The following is an 18,014-nucleotide window of genomic DNA, read 5'->3' as shown; positions in this document are numbered from 1 at the left end:
CGGCATCCGGCGGCCGTGTCGAATTCCGGCCGACGGCTCCGACGTATCTCATGGAAGCCGGGAGATCCGGAGATGCCTGCGTGGGAAGGGCGTGGTGGACATGCTGCTCGAGAACAAGGTCGCTGTGGTGTACGGGGCTGGAGGGACGATCGGTGGAGCGGCTGCCCGCGCCTTCGCCGACGAAGGGGCCCGGGTGTTCGTCGCCGGGCGAACCCGGGCCACCCTCGACGCCCTCGCCGGAGCCATCCGCGCGGGCGGTGGCCAGGCGCAGTCCGTGGTCCTCGACGCCTTGGACGAACGGGCGGTGGACGAGTGCGTCGACGGCATCGTCGCCCGAGCCGGGCAGATCGACGTCTCGTTCAACGTCATCGGAGCCGCCGACGTTCAGGAACCGCTCCAGAAGATCTCGGTGGACGACTTCCTGCAGCCCGTCACCACCGTGCTGCGCTCACAGTTCCTGACCACCCGTGCCGCGGCCCGGCACATGGTCCCTCGTGGCACGGGCGTCATCCTGGCCTTCGGAGGGGGCGGAACGCAGACCCTGCCCGGCCTGGGCGGTTTCAAGATCGCCCTCGACGCTCTTGAGGGGCTGCGCCGCCAGTGGGCGTGTGAACTGGGGCCGCACGGCATCCGCGTGGTCACCCTGAAGTCGGGAGGCGTGCCCGAGTCCATCCCCGAGGGCTTCGCGGGACGCGACGAGATCGTCGCCGGCCTGGAGCAGGCCACGCAGTTGGGGCGGACCGCCGAGCTGAGCGACGTCGGCCACGTGGCCGCGTTCGTGGCCTCGGACCGGGCCCGCACGCTGACGTCGACCGACGTGAACATCTCCTGCGGGGCCATCGTCGACTGAGCCTGGTCTGCCTGGTCTGCCTGGTCACGGCCCTGCCGAGGAACACAGCGACCCCGCCGCGACGGGGGGACGCGGCGGGGCCACATAGACGAGTGCCCGCCGAAGTGAGCCTCATGCCTGCTTCGGCCGGTTGTTTTCGCGTGGATCCGCGCCGCGCGCATGGCACCGCGCCGCGCGCATGGCACCGCGCCGCTCGCCACCGGGCGGGTGGCGGGCGGCGCGGTGTGTCATGTGCGGTGGGTCATGCGCAGTCATACGCAGTCATGCGCGGTGGGAAGGCGTCAGCTTCGCAGCGGTGCCTCCGCGGGTTCCTCGGCCACCGGAGAACCCGCCACGGGGAACGTCTTCATCCGCACGGCTTCCGTACCGCTGTCGTTGTGCCGCAGCGCCCAGTTCTCCAGCGTCGTACGGCAGGCGTGGTCCAGATGGCGCACCGCGGTCAGGTCCAGCTCGATGGGCCGGTCCTTGGGCAGCGCCTCCAGGGTCTCCAGAATTCGCGGAAGCCGCAGGAAGGTGGCGTTGCCGGTGAGGGTGACCACCATTCGGCCACCGGTCAACTCCCGTACGTCCAGGTGCACATGGGAGGTGTCCCAGGCGGACTTGACCACCGCGAGCACGAGGCCGAGCACGACGCCCTCGAACATGTTGGTCACCACGATGGCGATCGCGGTGGTGGCGAGGACCAGGGCCTCGCCACGGTGGGCGCGGGCCAGCGGGACGATCTCCTTGAAGGGGATCAGCTTGCAGCCCGCGTGGACCAGGACGCCGGCCAGCGCCGCCAGCGGGATGATGCCGAGCGCGGCGGGGAACAGCACGGCGAACAGCAGCAGCCAAGCGCCGTGCAGGACGCGGGAGAGCGGAGTGCGTGCGCCTGCCTCGACGTTGGCCGAGCTGCGCACGATCACCGCCGTCATCGGCAGCGCGCCCAGGACGCCGCACGTAGCGTTGCCGATGCCCTGGGCGACCAGCTCCTTGTCGTACTGCGTGCGGGGCCCGTCGTGCATGCGGTCCACCGCTGCCGCGCTGAACAGGGATTCGGCGGAGGCGATGAGCGTGAACGCCAGGACCGTGCCGAGCACGGCGACGCTGCCGAGGGCGGCGAAGTCGCCGAACCCCGGCGGCTGAATGGCATCGAACAGGCCGCGCACCGTCACGTTGGCCACGTCCAGGCCCAGACCGGCGGCCACGGCGGTCGCCAGGGCGACGGCGGCCAGCGGTGCGGGCACCACCCGTACCGCCGCGGGCAGCTTCGGCCACAGCACGAGCACGGTGATGGTGCCAAGGCCCAGGGCCGCGGCGGTCAGTGAGGCGGTGTCACCCAGTACGTCGACCAGCAGACCGGGCAGTCCGGCGATCTTGTCGAGCCCGGAGCGCGGCTGCTCGGCCCCGGCCATGGTGTAGAGCTGACCGAGGATCAGTACGAGTCCGATGCCCGCCAGCATGCCTTGGACGACGGACACGGAGATGGCGCGGAACCACCGGCCACAGCGCAGCAGTCCGAGCACGATCTGCAGGGCGCCGGTGAGCAGCACGATCGCGCCGAGCATGCCGAGCCCGAACTCCTGCACCGCCTCGAAGACGAGCACGGTCAGTCCGGCGGCGGGCCCGCTCACCTGCAGGGCGCTGCCCGGCAGGAAACCGACGACCAGGCCGCCGACGATGCCGGTGACCAGGCCCAGTTCGGCGGGCACACCTGAGGCGACCGCCACGCCGACGCACAGCGGCAGGGCGACCAGGAAGACGACGAGCGAGGCGAGGAAGTCCCGGCGCGGGACGCCCGGTTCACGCAGCGGGCGGAAGGGGGAGCGGAGGGAGGAGAGGAAAGAGGACATGAGGGTGGGGGGTCCTGTCGTGGGAGCGGGCCGGTCGGTGGGGCGTGGCGGCTCTCACAGCGGACCGAACGCCGGCCGGTCGTCGAACGACGGACCATGGGCGGTGACGGTGCCGGTATGCACCTCGTAGTACCAGGCGTGCAGGGTGAGCGTGCCGTCGGCGATCCGCTCTCTCACGCAGGGGTACGCGCGCAACCTCTCCACCTGCGCGAGTACGTGTGTCTGTACGGCTTCGGCGACGTCGGCCGAGGCCGGGACGAGCGTGCGCACGGCGGCGTCCGGGGCGACGGCGTGGTCGAGCCAGTCGCGCACGGCCGGTACGGCCGACAGGTCCTCGCTGCGCACCATGGCGCCCACCGCGCCGCAGTGCGAGTGCCCGCAGACGACGATGTCGCGGACGCCGAGCACGCACACGGCGTACTCGATGGTGGCCGCCTCGCTCATGGGGTGGCCTTCCCGGTCGGCGTCGTCGCCGGAGGGGTAGGGCGGTACTACGTTGCCCGCCGTGCGGAGTTCGAAGAGTTCGCCGGGGCGTGCTCCGGTGATCAGGGCCGGGACGACGCGTGAGTCGGAGCACGTGACGAACAGCGCTTCGGGAGACTGCCCGGCTCCGAGGGCCTCGAAGGCCGCGGTGTTCTGCGGGGCCGCGACGTGTGTCGCGGCGAAGGAACGGGCGTTGTCGATCAGGGACTTCATGCTGGCCTGCCTCCTGCGTCGCTGCGGCTGAGCCGGGACGCGGTGTGGTCGGGTCGATGGTGACAGTGAGGCGGCGGGGGCCGCTGAGTGGCAGCGGGCACGACGTCGCCCCGGTGACAGCTTGTACTTCGGCTGTGTCTCTCACTTTGCCATCGCATTAACCTCTGATGACAGAGCAAAAACTTGCCAAAGATTGAGTAATAAGCGCCCCTGATCTGCGAGTTGGTCGAAGCGTCAACCGTTGGGCAAGGGTTCACGTGGAGATCGTGTAGAGCTTGCCGGGCCGTTCCGCTTCTGCCCGGTCGTACCGCTTGGCGGTGGACAGCGAAGCGGAGGCGCACGTGCCACTGTGGTGTCATGCCCATTGAAGTGCGCCCGGCTTCGGTCTTCGAGGACGTCCGTGCCGTGGTCGGCCCCAAGTCGCCTGGCGCCAATGTCTGCTGGTGCCTGAGCTACCGGATCCCGTCCAAGCTCAACAACGAGCTCCGCGGGCCTGCCCGTGGTGAGTACGTCGCCGAGTTGTGCCGCGCGGATCCGCCTCCGGGCGTGGTCGCCTACGACGGCGACGAGCCGGTGGGCTGGGCGGCCGTCGCGCCGCGTTCGGAGACGTCCTTCGCACGGAACCGGAAGATTCCGCACGTAGACGAGTCGCCGGTCTGGTCCCTGTGGTGCATCCGCGTGCGCCCCGGCCACCGGAAGCAGGGGATCTCGCACGCCCTCATCTCCGGTGCCGTCGAGTTCGCCCGCAGTCACGGCGCGCCGGTGGTCGAGGCGTACCCGCTCGACAACGGTGCCGCCAAGGTCGACCTGACCATGGCGTACGCCGGGATCCGCAAGAACTTCGAGCGGGCCGGATTCACCTACGCCGCCGACACGACCTCCGTCCTTGCCGGTCACCCCCGGGTTGTGATGCGGCTCGACCTGCGCTGACGCGGCGGACCCGTGCCGAGGCGGCGCGTCAGCCCGGCGTGTCCGCCCCTTCGGCCGCGTCCGCGTCGATGACGTGCACCGCGGCCTCCTCGGCTGAGGCGGCCCCGCCGTCGATGCCCATGTCCTCGCCGATCATGTCCTGTTCGGCGTCGTCCTCCGCGTCACCGCTCGCCCCGTCATCGGGCGCGAACAGGCGTCCGGCGCGGGCGTCGCCGACCTGTGTCTCGTCGATCGGCTCGCCGTCGGTGTCGGTCGTGTCCCCGATGCCGTCGTCGTCCTCGGCAGGACCGGGAACCGCGAGCGCGGGGTCGGGCCGCTCCTCGGAGAGGCGTTCCGCCAGGGTCTCGCCGTCCTGCTGCTCCTGGGCGGTGGTGCCGGTCTGGGCCACTCCCAACGGCCGCTCGGGAGGTGACCAGCCCTCGTCGTATGGATCCGTCCCGCGGTCGCTGAGTGTGTCCTCCGCGTCGAGGATGCCCTCGTCCTCGCGGACCTCCTCCGCGTCGGGCTGGTAGACCTCGTCGCCCATGACCTCGTCGTTTCCCACGGTGCTCGTCCTCCTTCACGCGCGACTGATCGTGTCGTCCTGCCGTCTGTCCACCTATCCACCCTGATCCAGAACACACGTTCCGGCATGCGAGGGCGGAGTCACTGCGTTCCCGGCGGGCGCCATTCGAGGAGCAGCAGCGTGGCGTCGTCGCGCAGTTGGTTGTCCTGCCGGTCGAGGATGGAGTGGATGAGCTGGCGCAGCGCCTCCGGCGCCGGTTCGCCCGCGGCGGTCGCGCGGATGATGCTGTCCGTGAACCGCTCAAGGCCGAACTCGGCGCCGCCGCCGGTCCGCAGCTCGGTGACCCCGTCGGTGTACATCAGCACCCGGTCACCTGGTTCGAGCGTCTCCTCGTGCACCTCCCACACCATGTCGGCCAGCAGGGCGGGCGTACCCATGGGCGGCTGGGCAGGACGTTCGAGGGCACGGTCGAGCACGCGCTGATCCCGGATCAGCAGAGGCGGCGGATGGCCGCAGTTGCACCACCGCAGCACGCCGTCGGCCAGGTCGAGCTGGGCGAGGATCCCCGTGCAGAACTGCTCGGGCAGCCACCCGGCCAGCGCGTGCTGGACGGTGTCGACGAGCTCGGGCAGCTCGGCCTCGGCCCGGCGGGCGTTGCGGCAGCCGGCCATCGCCACGGCGGTCGTCAGACCCGACGCGAGGTTGTGGCCCATGGAGTCCAGGATCGCCACGTGCAGGGTCGACGGGGTCAGCGAGTGATCGAAGGCATCGCCGCCGATCTCGTACGCCGGTTCGAGCACGGCGGTCGAGATCACATGGGAGTTGCCGATGGTCCTGGGCGGCAGGAAGGCCCGCAGCATCTCGGCGGGCAGCTGCATGGCCTCAGACCGCGTCCGGCGCGCGAAACTGTCGCTCGACGCACGCTTCGAGGTGATCGTCATGGCCAGGACGGAGGCCAGCATGCGACAGCGCCGCAGCAGCGCGACATCGATCACCGACGCCGTGGCGCCGATCACGCCGAGGCGCTCGGCGCCGTCGATCAGCGGCAGCCAGGCGACGATCCGCCCCTGGGGCAGTTCCTCGACGCGCAGCGCGTGCGCCCGGTAGGCCGAACCGGCGACGGAGGTGTCCACACCGAGGGTGGGCGGCCCCTCGGCCAGCGGCACCAGACACCGCTGCTGGAGGTCCACGAGGTAGACGTCGACGCGGTCGAGCCCGACGGCATCGGCGAACCGCTGTGCCAGGACGGAGAGCTCCATCGGAGCCGCCGCGTGCGCTTGAGCGAGCAGCTGCTCGAACAACTGCTCCCCGGGACCGGGCTGCCGAGGGCCCGGCTTCGGCTTCCCGGTACCGGCGCCTTCCGTGGCGGGGCTGCCCGGATCGGCGTGTCCGGCACCGGCGCTTCCAGGCCCGTGGCTCTCAGGCCGGGTCCCCGGGCTCTGAGGTCTGGGCTCCCTGGGCTGGCTCGACATCTGTGATCACCGCCTCATCAGCAGTCTCACATCGGGCCCCGGATCCCGCTCGGCTGCGGGCCGACAGGGCGCCCATTTCGCCTACGCCAGCCGGATTTCGGGCGTACGCGCCCTCTCCCCGGCGCAGCGGTCCCGCCGTCTCAGCGGTCGACCCCGGTCCGCAGAGGACCGCAAGCGCAGCGTAAGGTCGCGGACCGGCCGTATGCGGCCGAACTGAACCAACACAGTCACCCGAACAAGGAGCCGCTGGTCATGCCAGCCCATGACGCCGCTGAGGCGCCGATCTACGAAACCCTCGTCCAGGAACACGGCGACGTCCTCGCGACAGCCCGCAAGGCCGCCGAGGAGACCCAGCAGAGAGCCGAGGCCGTGCTGGACTTCAGGGGGCCGATCACGGTCGTCCCGGACGCCCCCTCCGCCGAACCCGCGGCGTAGGCGTCCCCCGGGGCGGGGGAGGATCCGGTCACGACCCGGCGTCTCGCATGCCCCGCAGCCCTTTGTGGGTCACGCTGGAAGCACACGTACGCCGTCGCAGGACCCGACGGCCGGAGGTGCTGATGGATCCCGTGGAGGCGCTGGAGCGGATCGCCTTTCTGCTGGAGCGCGGCCGTGCCCCGACCTACCGCGTGAAGGCCTTTCGCACCGCGGCCGCGGTGGTCGGCGACCTGGCCGACGGCGAGGCCGCGCGGCGCGTCGCCGACGGGTCCCTGGAGTCGCTCAAGGGCATCGGACCCAAGACCGCCGGCGTGGTCCGCGAGGCCTTGGCCGGTGACGTGCCGGGGTACCTGGAGCGGCTCGAGGGCGAGGCGGACACCCCGCTCGTCGAGGGCGGCACCCCGTTGCGGGCGCTGCTGCACGGCGACTGCCACCTGCACTCCGACTGGTCCGACGGCGGCAGTCCGATCGAGGAGATGGGCCGCGCGGCCCAGGCGCTCGGCCACGAGTGGGCCGTGCTCACCGACCACTCGCCCCGGCTGACCGTCGCGCGCGGCCTGTCGCCGGAGCGGCTGCGCGAGCAGCTGGCGGTGGTGGCCGACCTCAACGAGCGCTGGGCGCCCTTCCGGCTGCTCACGGGCATCGAGTGCGACATCCTCGACGACGGTTCGCTCGACCAGGAGCCGGAGCTGCTCGACCAGCTGGACCTGGTGGTCGTCTCCGTGCACTCCAAACTGCGCATGGACGCCGCCGCGATGACGCGCCGCATGGTCGCCGCCGTCAGCGATCCCCGCGCCGACGTGCTCGGCCACTGCACCGGCCGCCTCGTCACCGGGCGCGGCAGACCGGAGTCGCAGTTCGACGCGGAGGCGGTGTTCGCCGCATGCGCCGCCGCGGGCACCGCGGTGGAGATCAACAGCCGTCCGGAGCGGCTCGACCCGCCGCGCAGGCTGCTGCGCAAAGCCGTGGCGGCAGGGGTGCTGTTCTCCGTGGACACCGACGCGCACGCACCGGGGCAGCTGGACTGGCAGGTGTACGGGTGCGCGCGGGCCGAGGAGTGCGGCGTGCCCGCCGAGCGCGTGGTGACGACCTGGACGGCGGAGAAGCTGCTGGCCTGGACGGCGGACAGCAGGGCCGCTGCCTGAGGACCGCGTGACCGGCCCGGCGGCAGAGGTGCCTCGGTCTCAGAGGCCGCCCGCAAGGATGCGGTCCGGAGTGAGGGGCAGTTCGCGCAGTCGCAGCCCGGTCGCGTGATGCACCGCGTTGCCGATGGCGGCGGCCGTCCCGACGATGCCGATCTCACCGATCCCCTTGCTGCCCATGGGGTTGAGGTGGGGATCGTCCTCGTCGATCCAGTGCGCCTCGATCTCGGGTACGTCCGCGTGCGCCGGTACGTGATAGGCGGCGAGGTCGGCCTCCGTGAAGTCGCCGAAGGCCGCGTCCATGGTGCTGCCCTCGGTCAGCGCCATGCCAAGGCCCATCGTCATCGCGCCGATGAACTGGGATTGTGCGGTACGGGAGTTGAGGATGTGCCCCGCCGCGTAGACGCCGAGCAGCCGACGTACCCGGACCTCGCCGGAAACCGTGTCGACGCCGACCTCGGCGAAGTGGGCGCCGAAGGCGTGGCGGGCGTAGTCGCTGTCCGCGTCGGCCTCGCCCGCCGTGTCCGCGGTGGCACCCACGCCCTCCGGGGGCAGCTGCTGGCCCTGCTGTCCCGCCAACCGCTCGGCAAGCCGCGTACAGGCCTCGTGGACCGCCCAACCCCAGGAGGCCGTCCCGGACGAACCACCCGCCAGCGAGGCGGCCGGCAGGTCGCTGTTGCCGATGTCGGTGCGCACGGAGTCCAGCGGGACCCCGAGCGCGTCGGCGGCGACCTGGGCGAGGACCGTGCGGGCGCCCGTGCCGATGTCGGTGGCGTTGACGCGGACCACGAAGCTGCCGTCCGGGTAGGCGTGGGCGCTCGCCCGGGACGGCGCGACGATCACCGGGTACGTCGCCGCGGCGACCCCGCTGCCCACCAGGAGGGGCCCCTCGACGCGCGAGCGGGGGCGCGGGTCGCGCTCGGACCAGCCGAACCGCCGGGCGCCTTCGCGCAGACACTCGGCGAGGTGACGGCTGCTGAAGGGCTTGGAGCTGTCGGGTTCCCTGTGCGTGTCGTTGCGCAGGCGCAGCTCGACGGGGTCGATGCCGAGGGTCGCGGCGAGCTCGTCCATCGCCGACTCCAGGGCGTACATGCCGGGCGCCTCGCCCGGGGCCCGCATCCAGGACGGGCTCGGCACGTCGAGCGGCACCACACGGTGAGTGGTGCGGGCGTGCGGCGAGGGGTACATGACGCGCGTGGCGGCGGCGGCCGTCTCGACGAACTCCTTGATGCGCGAGGTGTGCGCGGTCACCTCATGGATCACGGAGGTCAGCGTGCCGTCCCTGTCCGCTCCGAGACGCACCCGGTGCAGGGTCGGCGAGCGGTGGCCCACCACGGCCGCCAACTGGCGCCGTGGAAGGGCGAGTTTGACGGGCCTGCCGGTCATGCGGGCGGCCATGGAGGCGAGCACCACGTGCGGACGGGGCGTGCCCTTGGAGCCGAAGCCGCCGCCGACGTGCTCGGAGACGATCGTGATCTGCTCCTTCGGCAGCGCGAAGAGACCGGCCAGGACGTCGCGGACCGTGCTGGAGCCCTGGCTGGAGTCGTGCACGGTCAGCCGCCCGTCCTGCCACTGCGCCGTGGCCGCGTGCGGCTCCATGGGGTGGTTGTGCAGGGGCGCCACCCGGTAGGAGACATCGACGCGGGAGGGCGCGGAGGCGAACGCGCCCTCCGCGTCGCCGCGCACGTGCTCACCCGATGTGCCGTCCTCGTCCTCCGGTACGAACGCGTCGGGGTGATCGGCCTTCAGGGTGACGTCGTACTTCTCCTCGGCGTAGCTGACCTCGACGGCCGCGGCGGCTTCGCGGGCGGCCTCCAGACTGTCGGCGACGACGAGAGCGACGTACCAGCCCCGGTGCGGGACGCGTGCGTCCTGCAGCACGGCGAGCGTGGCGTCGTCCGGCTTCTCGAGGCGCGGCGCGTTCAGGTGCGTGAGGACTTCGACGACGCCGGGCAGCGCAAGAGCAGCCGATGCGTCGACGCCCGTGACCTCGCCGCGCGCCACCGTGGCCGGGACCGGCCAGGCGTAGGCGCACCCCTCGGGGGTGTGCTCGGCGGCGTAACGGGCGGTCCCGGTCACCTTCTGGGGGCCCTCCCTGCGCTCGGCGGGCGTCCCGAGGGCGCTGGCGGTGTCCGGCATGGGGTTCTCCCTGGAGGCGGGCGGGGGACGGGTCAGGAGGCTGGGTCAAGAGGCGCAGTCGAGTCGGCGAGACGCCTCAGGACGTCACAGGCGAGATTGCGGGCGAGGCGCACCTTGAACGCGTTGTCCCGCAGCGGTTCGGCCGCGGAGAGTTCGGCGTCCACGGCCCGCAGGAACGCCTCCTCGCCCGGCGCGGAGCCCAGCAGCTCCCGCTCGGCACGCCGGGCACGCCAGGGCCGGTGGGCCAGACCGCCGAAAGCGATCCGCACCTGGCGTACGACGGAGTCCTCGACGTCCAGGACCACGGCCACCGAGGCGAGCGCGAAGGCGTACGAGGCGCGGTCGCGGGCCTTGCGGTAGGCGGACGGCAGCCCCGCGGACGCGGACGGCAGCAGTACGCCGGTGATGAGTTCGCCGGGTGCGATCTCGGTGTCCAGGTCCGGACGGTCGCCGGGCAGACGGTGGAAATCGGCGGCGGGCAGCACACGTCGGCCCCGCACGCCGTGCAGCTCCACTCGGGCGTCGAGCGCGGCGAGTGCGACCGCCATGTCGGAGGGGTGCGTGGCGATGCACTGCGGGGAGTGTCCAAGGACCGCGTGGTCGCGGTGGACGCCGTCGCGCGCGCCGCACCCGGTGCCGGGCTCCCTCTTGTTGCACGGCTTGCTCAGGTCCTGGAAGTAGGGGCAGCGGGTGCGCTGGAGCAGGTTGCCGCCGGTCGTGGCCACGTTGCGCAGTTGGCCCGAGGCCCCCGCCAGCAGCGCCTGGGACAGGACGGGGTAGCGGTCGCGCACCAGCGGATGGGCGGCGAGGTCGCTGTTGCGCACCGTCGCCCCCGCGCGGACGGACCCGTCGGGCAGCTCCTCCACCGTGTCCAGCGGCAGCCTGCTGACGTCGATCAGCGTCCCGGGCCTTTCCACGCCCAGCTTCATCAGGTCGACGAGGTTGGTGCCGCCGCCCAGAAAGCGGGAGCCCGGTCGTCCGGCGTGCGCCGCGGCGGCCTCTTCGACGCTGTAGGCGCGTACGTAGCGGAAGGGCTTCACCGGGTCACGTCCTCGACGGCCTCGACGATGTGCGGATAGGCGCCACAGCGGCAGAGGTTGCCGCTGAGCCGCTCACGGATCTCGTCCCGGGTCAGCTCCACGGGGGCGCCGGTGTGCGCGCCGGGATCGGTGACGTGCGAGGCGGTGCCGGCCGCGGCCTCCGCCATCATGCCGACGGTCGAACAGATCTGTCCCGGGGTGCAGTAGCCGCACTGGAAGGCGTCACGCTCCAGGAAGGCCCGCTGCACGGGATGCAGACCCTCACCGTCAGCGGCGCACAGCCCTTCGACGCTGGTGATCTCGCACCCCTCCTGGGCGACGGCCAGCAGCAGACAGCTGTTGGCGCGGCGCCCGTCGACGAGGACGGTGCAGGCACCGCACTGGCCGTGATCACAGCCCTTCTTGGCACCGGTGAGCCCGAGCTGCTCGCGCAGGACGTCCAGCAGTGTCGAACGGTGGTCGACGGTGACGCGGCATGGTTCGCCGTTCACCGTCAGGGGCACTTCCGAGCGGAACACATCGGTCCCCATGGCGCTCTGCTCCCTCGTCGAAGCGTGGTCTGCGGTATGACCGCGTAACCAGCCTGAGCCAGGACCCACGTTCCGGCATGCCGGACGCGCGCAGGCGGCGCAGCGACTCACCCACGGGGACGGCCAGAGCGTTGCCGTTACGGCTTGCGGGCGAGGCCGCCGTGTTCGCCGATGGGCTCCGGGGTGGGGGAGCCGGGGGCCGGGCGCCAGAAGGGGACCGAGACGACCCCGGGGTCCAGGAGTTCGAGGCCCTCGAAGAACGCGGTGATCTGGTCGACCGGGCGCAGGAAATAGGGGACGGCGCCGGTTTCGTTGTACGCGTCCTGGGCCTGCTCGTAGTCGGCGTCGGTGCCGCGGGAGCCGTCGTTGATGGAGAGGTAGCTCCCGGAGGGCAGGCCCTCCATCAGGCGGGTGACGATGGCCCGTGCCTGGTCGTAGTCGGCGACGTGGCCCAGGATGTTGCTGAGGATCAGGGCGGTGGGGCGGGTGAGGTCGAGCGTCTCGGCCGCGGCCGCCAGGATGCGGTCGGGGTCGGAGAGATCGGCGTCGATGTACGCCGTCGCTCCTTCGGGGGTGGAGGTCAGCAGGGCGCGGGCGTGCGCGAGGACCATCGGGTCGTGGTCGACGTACACGATCCGGGTCCGGGGATCGAGCCGCTGGGCCACCTCGTGGGTGTTGTCCACGGTCGGCAGGCCGGTGCCGATGTCCAGGAACTGCCCGATGCCCGCCTCGGTGACCAGGAAGGTGATGTTGCGGCGCAGGAAGGCGCGGCTGCTGCGGGCGACGGTGACGATGCCGGGGAAGACGGCGCTGTAGGCGTCGCCCGCCTGCTCGTCGACGGGGTAGTTGTCCTTCCCGCCCAGCCAGTAGTTCCAGATCCGGGCCGAGTGCGGCACCGATGTGTCGATGTTGTGATGCGCCGCAGGTCCGGGCGTCGTCGCGGGATCGGTCATGGGTTGCGTCCGTCTTTCCACCGAGGCGTGAAACTTTCCAACGCACAACCTACGTCCCAACCGTCCGAACGCGTACACCAGTTCACGCTCGGCGCGTTCGACGACCGGAGCCGGGTGAGAGGCCGCGTCAACGGTATGGCGGCGCCGTCCGGCCTCCGCGAGGATGCCCCCCTTCGCATGAGGCGTCCGCCGGGTCCCGTGGGGCGTGTGCGGCCGGGAGGAAGGGCATCGCGATGGGATCACACGCGGCGGCGGGACGGCGCAGGCCGTTCGTGCTCGCGGCCCTCGGCACCACCCTGCTCGCCGCTCTGCTGGCCGTCCCGAGCGCCGGGGGAGCGCCGCGGTCGGCCGACGCCTGCGGCAGCGTCGGCACCGAGCTTCCGCGCGGCGACTGCGGGCCGTTCTGGCAGGTCGTCGCCGAGGACTTCAACGGGGACCGCGTGCCGCTGGGCGCCTTCAGTGACTGCGACCACCACGCCGACACGTCCGCCGCGTACTGCGGCGGCCTCGAAGGCTCCTACCGCGACAACTGGTGGGCCTACCCCACCGGTTGGCGCGACACGGCCAACGACCGTGGCCGCGACGTCGTCGGTGTCTACCATCCGGAGGACACCGTGAGCGTGGGCCCTGCGGCGAACGGCGACGGCCGTATGCGCGTCCGGATGTGGCGGCCGGACGACGGAGGTCCGGTCCACGCCGCGGCGGTCGTACCGCGTGCCGTCATGCAGATGAAGTACGGCAAGTACAGCGCACGCATCAAGGTGACCAAGCCGGCCCCCGGTTACAAGTCGGCGTGGCTGCACTACGGCGGGGGCTGCGAGATGGACCACCCCGAGGGCAACTGGTCCGGCTCCCTCACCGCGTTCCACCACCCGTGCGGCGGCGGGGAGCAAGGCACGTTCCACGGCGCCGACGAGTGGACCGAGTGGCACACGGTGTCGACCGAATGGACCCCCGGCCGCGTGCGCTTCTTCGTGGACGGACGCGAGACGGGACAGGACACCCGCAGCGTGCCGGACCGCCCGCTGTCGTGGATCCTGCAGAACGAGAGTGCGCTGGAAGGGCCGGGTGCGGCGCCCGGCAGCAGCGCACAGCTGGAGATCACCTGGGTCGCGGCCTACGCGTACGACTGGAAGTGAAGTGCAGCCGGAGGGACCCGGGTAGCCCCGCGCCGCGCGGGCAGTGGCCTCACGTGGCCGCTGGTGGTGATGTTTCAGCGGGGACAGTTCGGCAAAGCGTACACATATGGTGCAAATCGGCTACACGATGATGACCGAGCAGGCGGGCCCCCGCGCCCTCGTCGACGACCTGGTAGCGGCGGAGCGAGCCGGTTTCGACTTCTCCGTCACGTCGGACCACTACTTCCCCTGGCTCGGTTCCCAGGGCCACGCGCCCTATGCGTGGAGCGTCCTGGGCGCGGCGGCACAGGCGACGTCGCGTATCCCTCTCATGACGTACGTGACCTGCCCGACGGTCCGGTACCACCCGGCCGTGGTGGCGCAGAAGGCCGCGACGATGCAGTTGCTCTCCGAGGGCCGCTTCCGGCTCGGGCTCGGCTCGGGGGAGAACCTCAACGAGCACGTGGTCGGCGAGGGCTGGCCGTCGCCGCAGGTCCGCCTGGAGATGCTCGAGGAAGCGGTGGACATCATCCGCGCGCTGTTCACCGGCGAGAACGTCAATCACCAGGGGACGCACTTCGACGTGGCGAACGCCCGCCTGTGGGACGTCCCCGACGAGCTGCCGCCCATTGGAGTGGCGGTCTCCGGCGGCCGTTCCTGCGCACTGGCTGGACGCCTGGCCGACCTGGTCATCGCGACCGAACCCAAGGCCGACCTGCTCGCCTCCTTCGACCGGCACGGCGGCAGCGGCAAGCCGCGCGTCGGCCAGCTTCCCGTCTGCTATGACACCGACAAGGACGCGGCGATCGCCCGCGCCCACGACCAGTTCCGCTGGTCGGTCGGCGGCTGGCCCGTCAACGCCGAGCTGCCGGGACCTTCCGGCTTCGCGGGCGCCACCCAGTACGTCACCCGTCACGACATCGCGGACCAGATCCCGTGCGGCGACGACGTCGACGCGTTCGTCGACGCCGTACGTCCCTACGTCGAGGCGGGCTTCACGGAAGTCGCCCTGGTCCAGGTGGGCGGAGACCACCAGCGCCCCTTCATCGACTGGGCGGAGCAGAAGCTGCTGCCCGCCCTGCGCGACCTCTGATCCCCTCAGATACCTGCCCGCACATCGGGTACCCGTGACCACACGTCAGCAGGTACCGCGACCCCACTGGAGAACAGCGTGAACGACACACCCGGCCCGGCCTCCCCCATCGCCCAGTCCGACTCGCCCCATCTGGTGCAGGTGGTACTCGGCGAGTGCTCGGCCGCCGACGCGGACGCCGTCTTCGGCGTGCTGCGGACCCACTTCCCCTGCGACCGCGGCGAGGACGCACCGCACCGGACGGAAGAGCCCCGCCCCGCCGTCTGGACCGGCGGCTTCCTCGCCGTCGGCAGCCCGGGACCCGTCCGGGGCGTGCTCCTGGCGGGCCCGGTCACCGCCGACCTGCAAGGCAGCCCGGTGGCGGTGGACCGCCTGCGCACCACGCTGGAGTCGGCCTTCGTCGTCTCACCCGGCGGCACCGTATCCGGCGACCAGGAGGTACAGGTGCAGCTGCGCCTGACGGGCGCCGAGCAGGGGGAGCCTCCGCTGCCCGGCCACTGAGCAAGGCGCTCCTGTCAGCACAAGGCGGCTCCTGTCAGCCCTTCGGGTCCGACGGGCCGTACCAGACCGTCGTAGCGTTGCAGAACTCGCGGATGGCGTGCCCCGCGAGTTCGCGTCCATAGCCCGAGCGCTTGACGCCGCCGAAGGGCAGGCCGGGGTGGGAGGCGGTCATGCCGTTGAGGAAGACGCCGCCCGCCTGGAGGTCCCGTACGCAGCGTTCGACGTCGGCTTCGTCGCGGGTCCACACGTTCGAGCTGAGCCCGAACGTCGAGTCGTTGGCCAGGGCCACGGCCTCGTCCAGGTCCGCCACGCGGTACAGCGTGGCGACCGGGCCGAACGCCTCCTCCTTGTGGATGCGCATCTGCTCGGTCACGTCGGCGAGGACGGTGGGGGAGTAGTACCAGCCCCGCTCCTGCTCCTTGGGGCGCTGCCCGCCGCACAGCGCGGTGGCGCCATGGGCGAGAGCGTCGTCGACGAGTTCCTCCAGATCGCTGCGGCCCTGTTCGGTGGAGAGCGGGCCGACGTCGGTGTCCTCGCTCGCCGGGTCGCCGACGGTCAACTCCCGCATGCCCGCGACGAATCGATCGCGGAAGGCGTCGTAGACGTCGGCGTGCACGATGAAGCGCTTCGCGGCGATGCAGGACTGTCCGTTGTTCTGCACCCGGGCGGTCACCGCGGTCGCGGCGGCACGGTCGATGTCGGCGCTCGGCAGCACGATGTAGGGGTCGCTGCCGCCCAGTTCCAGGACCGTCTTCTTGATCTCGTCGCCCGCGACGGACGCCACCGAGCGTCCTGCCGGTTCGCTGCCGGTGAGGGTCGCCGCCACCACGCGTTCGTCGCGCAGGATGCCCTCGACGGCGCCGGAACCGACGAGCAGCGTCTGGAAGCAACCGTCGGGGAACCCGGCGCGGCGGAAGAGGTCCTGGAGGTAGAGAGCCGTCTGCGGCACGTTCGACGCGTGCTTGAGCAGGCCTACGTTGCCTGCCATGAGGGCGGGGGCCGCGAACCGTACGACCTGCCAGAGCGGGAAGTTCCACGGCATCACGGCGAGCACGACGCCGAGCGGGCGGTAGCGGACGATCGCCCGGGTCGCGCCGGAGTCCGTCACGTCGGCCTGCGCGGGGTGCTCGTCGGCGAGCAGGTCCTCGGCCCGTTCGGCGTACCAGCGCATGGCCTTGACGCACTTGGCCGCTTCGGCCCTCGCCGCCTTGATGGGCTTGCCCATCTCCGCGGTCATGGTCCGGGCGATGGCCGCGTTGTCCTCCTCCAGGAGGTCGGCCGCCCGGTTCAAGAGCCGGGCACGTTCACTGAAGGCGCTGGTGCGGTACTGGCCGAACGCGGCGTGGGCGACGGCCAGGCGGTGCTCGACCTCCGCGTCCGTCAGCGGCTCGAAGGTCTTGAGCGTCTCGCCGGTGGCGGGATCGACCGTGGCGATGGGCATGCCGTTCCTCCTCGGGGCTCCTCCTGGTGGCGCCTAACGCGACTGGGGAGGATCCTGGCGGTCCTCGTGGGGCTCGTCGGGTTCCTCCCAGGAATCCGCGCGTGGCTGGGGCTGCTGGGGTGGGTTGGGGCGTCGGGTGGCCTGGCGCCGTCCGAAATAGAACAGGGCGAGGAGTACGACGACGATCACCACGCCGATGATCAGCATCAGCGAGGAGGTTCCGCTTGCGGCAAGGAGCATGGAGCGTGCCTCCTGTAGGGCCCGAAGCCTGTGGCTCCGGGCGTTGCGGGCCCCGGATTCACCCTAGAGCGACATGCTCGGGGAAGCATGCGCAGCGACTGACGGGTGCCCCGACAAGCGGAGCGCACACTTCAGAGGATCTCCAGGGGCTCCTTGCGCACCGGCGCGGGGAACGCGGCGTCCAGCGTCTTGAGGTCCTCGTCGGTGAGGCCGAGGCCGAGGGCGGCGTGGTTCTCCTCCACGTGCGCCGCGGTGGAGGCCTTGGGAATGGCGATGACGTCGTCGTGACGCAGCACCCAGGCCAGCGCCACCTGAAGCGGTGTACTCCCGTGCGCCGACGCCACCGACTCCAGGGCCTGGACGCCCGCTCCTCGCTGAAGCCGTCCCTGCTCCAGGGGCGAGTAGGCCATCACGGGCACCGAGCGTTCGCGGCACCAGGGGAAGAGGTCGTACTCGGGGCCGCGGCGGGTGAGGTTGTAGAGCACCTGGTCCGTCTGCGGGAGGGCGTCCGCCGGGAATTCCTCCAGGTCGTCCACGTCGAGGTTGCTCACGCCCCAGGCGCCGATGCTTCCGCTGCTCACCAGGCCTTCGAGAGCCTCTACGGTCTCGGCGAGCGGTACGCCGCCGCGCCAGTGCAGCAGGTACAGGTCGATCCGGTCGGTGCCAAGGCGGCGCAGGCTCGCGTGGCAGGCGTCGACGGTGCCGCGGGCGTCGGCGTTCGACGGCAGCACCTTGCTCACCAGGAACGCGTCGTCGCGCCGTCCGCGAATCGCCTCGCCGACCAACTCCTCCGAGGCGCCGCTCCCGTACATCTCGGCCGTGTCGATCAGCGTCATGCCGAGGTCGAGGCCCCTGCGAAGGGCGGCAAGCTCCTCGGCGCGGCGCGTGGGGTCGTCGCCCATGCGCCAGGTTCCCTGGCCCAGGGCGGGCACGCTCACACTGGAGGGGAACGTCACTGTCTTGGCCGCTGCCATCGCGAATCCCTTCTCGTCACTCTGCAGGTCGCATGCTCTGCGCTGCTCTGCACATATGCACTGATCCGCACCCGTCAGCGCGGATGCCCGGATTCATCTCACTCCATGCCCGGCCTTCACGCC

18 protein-coding genes are annotated in these 18,014 nt (G+C 71.5%); 7 read left to right on the top strand and 11 right to left on the bottom strand.

Translation table 11 applies throughout. The features are described 5' to 3' along the window. Positions 1–100: 100 nt before the first annotated feature. A complete protein-coding gene (locus AC5P1C_RS21755) occupies positions 101–850 on the top strand; it encodes an SDR family NAD(P)-dependent oxidoreductase (protein ID WP_493867556.1) in 750 nt (249 codons plus the stop codon). A gap of 281 nt (positions 851–1,131) precedes the next feature. Here the strand turns inward: AC5P1C_RS21755 and AC5P1C_RS21750 are convergent, their stop codons facing one another. Both AC5P1C_RS21750 and AC5P1C_RS21745 read right to left on the bottom strand, forming a co-directional pair. Further along, positions 1,132–2,682, bottom strand: a complete 1,551-nt coding sequence (locus AC5P1C_RS21750) for a SulP family inorganic anion transporter (RefSeq protein ID WP_493867555.1) — start codon at positions 2,680–2,682, stop codon at positions 1,132–1,134. A 54-nt stretch (positions 2,683–2,736) separates the two neighbouring features. Beyond that, positions 2,737–3,378: a carbonic anhydrase gene (locus tag AC5P1C_RS21745; protein ID WP_493867554.1), complete on the bottom strand. Its 642-nt coding sequence runs from the start codon at positions 3,376–3,378 to the stop codon at positions 2,737–2,739. Positions 3,379–3,735: 357 nt separating this feature from the next. On the opposite strand from AC5P1C_RS21745, the gene AC5P1C_RS21740 reads away from it, so the two are divergent. After that, positions 3,736–4,308: a GNAT family N-acetyltransferase gene (locus tag AC5P1C_RS21740; RefSeq protein ID WP_493867553.1), complete on the top strand. Its 573-nt coding sequence runs from the start codon at positions 3,736–3,738 to the stop codon at positions 4,306–4,308. A gap of 28 nt (positions 4,309–4,336) precedes the next feature. On the opposite strand, the gene AC5P1C_RS21735 is transcribed toward AC5P1C_RS21740, so the two are convergent. Both AC5P1C_RS21735 and AC5P1C_RS21730 read right to left on the bottom strand, forming a co-directional pair. Further along, on the bottom strand, positions 4,337–4,834 hold the full coding sequence (locus AC5P1C_RS21735; protein WP_493867675.1) for a DUF5709 domain-containing protein: 498 nt from the start codon (positions 4,832–4,834) through the stop codon (positions 4,337–4,339). 119 nt (positions 4,835–4,953) lie between these two features. Then, positions 4,954–6,072 carry a PP2C family protein-serine/threonine phosphatase gene (locus tag AC5P1C_RS21730; RefSeq protein WP_493867674.1) on the bottom strand — a complete coding sequence of 373 codons (1,119 nt, stop codon included), beginning with the start codon at positions 6,070–6,072 and terminating at the stop codon, positions 4,954–4,956. A 465-nt stretch (positions 6,073–6,537) separates the two neighbouring features. On the opposite strand from AC5P1C_RS21730, the gene AC5P1C_RS21725 reads away from it, so the two are divergent. Next, a complete protein-coding gene (locus AC5P1C_RS21725) occupies positions 6,538–6,720 on the top strand; it encodes a hypothetical protein (RefSeq protein ID WP_493867552.1) in 183 nt (60 codons plus the stop codon). A 122-nt stretch (positions 6,721–6,842) separates the two neighbouring features. Next, the gene (locus AC5P1C_RS21720) at positions 6,843–7,865 is read left to right on the top strand and encodes a PHP domain-containing protein (protein ID WP_493867551.1); all 1,023 of its coding nucleotides are present in this window, start codon (positions 6,843–6,845) and stop codon (positions 7,863–7,865) included. Between the two features lie 39 nt (positions 7,866–7,904). On the opposite strand, the gene AC5P1C_RS21715 is transcribed toward AC5P1C_RS21720, so the two are convergent. The 4 genes from AC5P1C_RS21715 to AC5P1C_RS21700 form a co-directional block, all read right to left on the bottom strand. Then, positions 7,905–10,001, bottom strand: a complete 2,097-nt coding sequence (locus AC5P1C_RS21715) for a xanthine dehydrogenase family protein molybdopterin-binding subunit (protein WP_493867550.1) — start codon at positions 9,999–10,001, stop codon at positions 7,905–7,907. 32 nt (positions 10,002–10,033) lie between these two features. Next, a complete protein-coding gene (locus AC5P1C_RS21710; protein ID WP_493867549.1) occupies positions 10,034–11,041 on the bottom strand; it encodes an FAD binding domain-containing protein in 1,008 nt (335 codons plus the stop codon). Beyond that, positions 11,038–11,571: a 2Fe-2S iron-sulfur cluster-binding protein gene (locus tag AC5P1C_RS21705; protein WP_493867548.1), complete on the bottom strand. Its 534-nt coding sequence runs from the start codon at positions 11,569–11,571 to the stop codon at positions 11,038–11,040. Before AC5P1C_RS21705 ends, AC5P1C_RS21710 begins: the two co-directional genes overlap by 4 nt. Positions 11,572–11,708: 137 nt before the next feature. Beyond that, positions 11,709–12,524 carry an SAM-dependent methyltransferase gene (locus AC5P1C_RS21700; RefSeq protein WP_493867547.1) on the bottom strand — a complete coding sequence of 272 codons (816 nt, stop codon included), beginning with the start codon at positions 12,522–12,524 and terminating at the stop codon, positions 11,709–11,711. Between the two features lie 233 nt (positions 12,525–12,757). Between AC5P1C_RS21700 and AC5P1C_RS21695 the strand changes: the two genes are divergently transcribed. From AC5P1C_RS21695 to AC5P1C_RS21685, 3 genes are all read left to right on the top strand, one after another. Then, complete coding sequence (locus AC5P1C_RS21695; protein ID WP_493867546.1) at positions 12,758–13,663, top strand: glycoside hydrolase family 16 protein; 906 nt, start codon at positions 12,758–12,760, stop codon at positions 13,661–13,663. Positions 13,664–13,769: 106 nt separating this feature from the next. Next, the gene (locus AC5P1C_RS21690) at positions 13,770–14,735 is read left to right on the top strand and encodes an LLM class F420-dependent oxidoreductase (RefSeq protein WP_493867545.1); all 966 of its coding nucleotides are present in this window, start codon (positions 13,770–13,772) and stop codon (positions 14,733–14,735) included. 78 nt (positions 14,736–14,813) lie between these two features. Beyond that, on the top strand, positions 14,814–15,236 hold the full coding sequence (locus AC5P1C_RS21685) for a hypothetical protein (protein WP_493867544.1): 423 nt from the start codon (positions 14,814–14,816) through the stop codon (positions 15,234–15,236). A gap of 34 nt (positions 15,237–15,270) precedes the next feature. Here AC5P1C_RS21685 and AC5P1C_RS21680 read toward each other — a convergent pair whose 3' ends face one another. From AC5P1C_RS21680 to AC5P1C_RS21670, 3 genes are all read right to left on the bottom strand, one after another. Continuing rightward, positions 15,271–16,677 carry an NADP-dependent succinic semialdehyde dehydrogenase gene (locus tag AC5P1C_RS21680; protein ID WP_493867543.1) on the bottom strand — a complete coding sequence of 469 codons (1,407 nt, stop codon included), beginning with the start codon at positions 16,675–16,677 and terminating at the stop codon, positions 15,271–15,273. A gap of 33 nt (positions 16,678–16,710) precedes the next feature. Continuing rightward, positions 16,711–16,917, bottom strand: a complete 207-nt coding sequence (locus tag AC5P1C_RS21675) for a DUF6479 family protein (protein ID WP_493867542.1) — start codon at positions 16,915–16,917, stop codon at positions 16,711–16,713. 131 nt (positions 16,918–17,048) lie between these two features. Further along, a complete protein-coding gene (locus AC5P1C_RS21670; protein WP_493867541.1) occupies positions 17,049–17,891 on the bottom strand; it encodes an aldo/keto reductase in 843 nt (280 codons plus the stop codon). Positions 17,892–18,014: the final 123 nt, after the last annotated feature.

The sequence above is a fragment of the Streptomyces sp. A18 genome (genome assembly GCF_059026065.1).
This window is presented reverse-complemented; position numbering and strand designations above follow the sequence as displayed.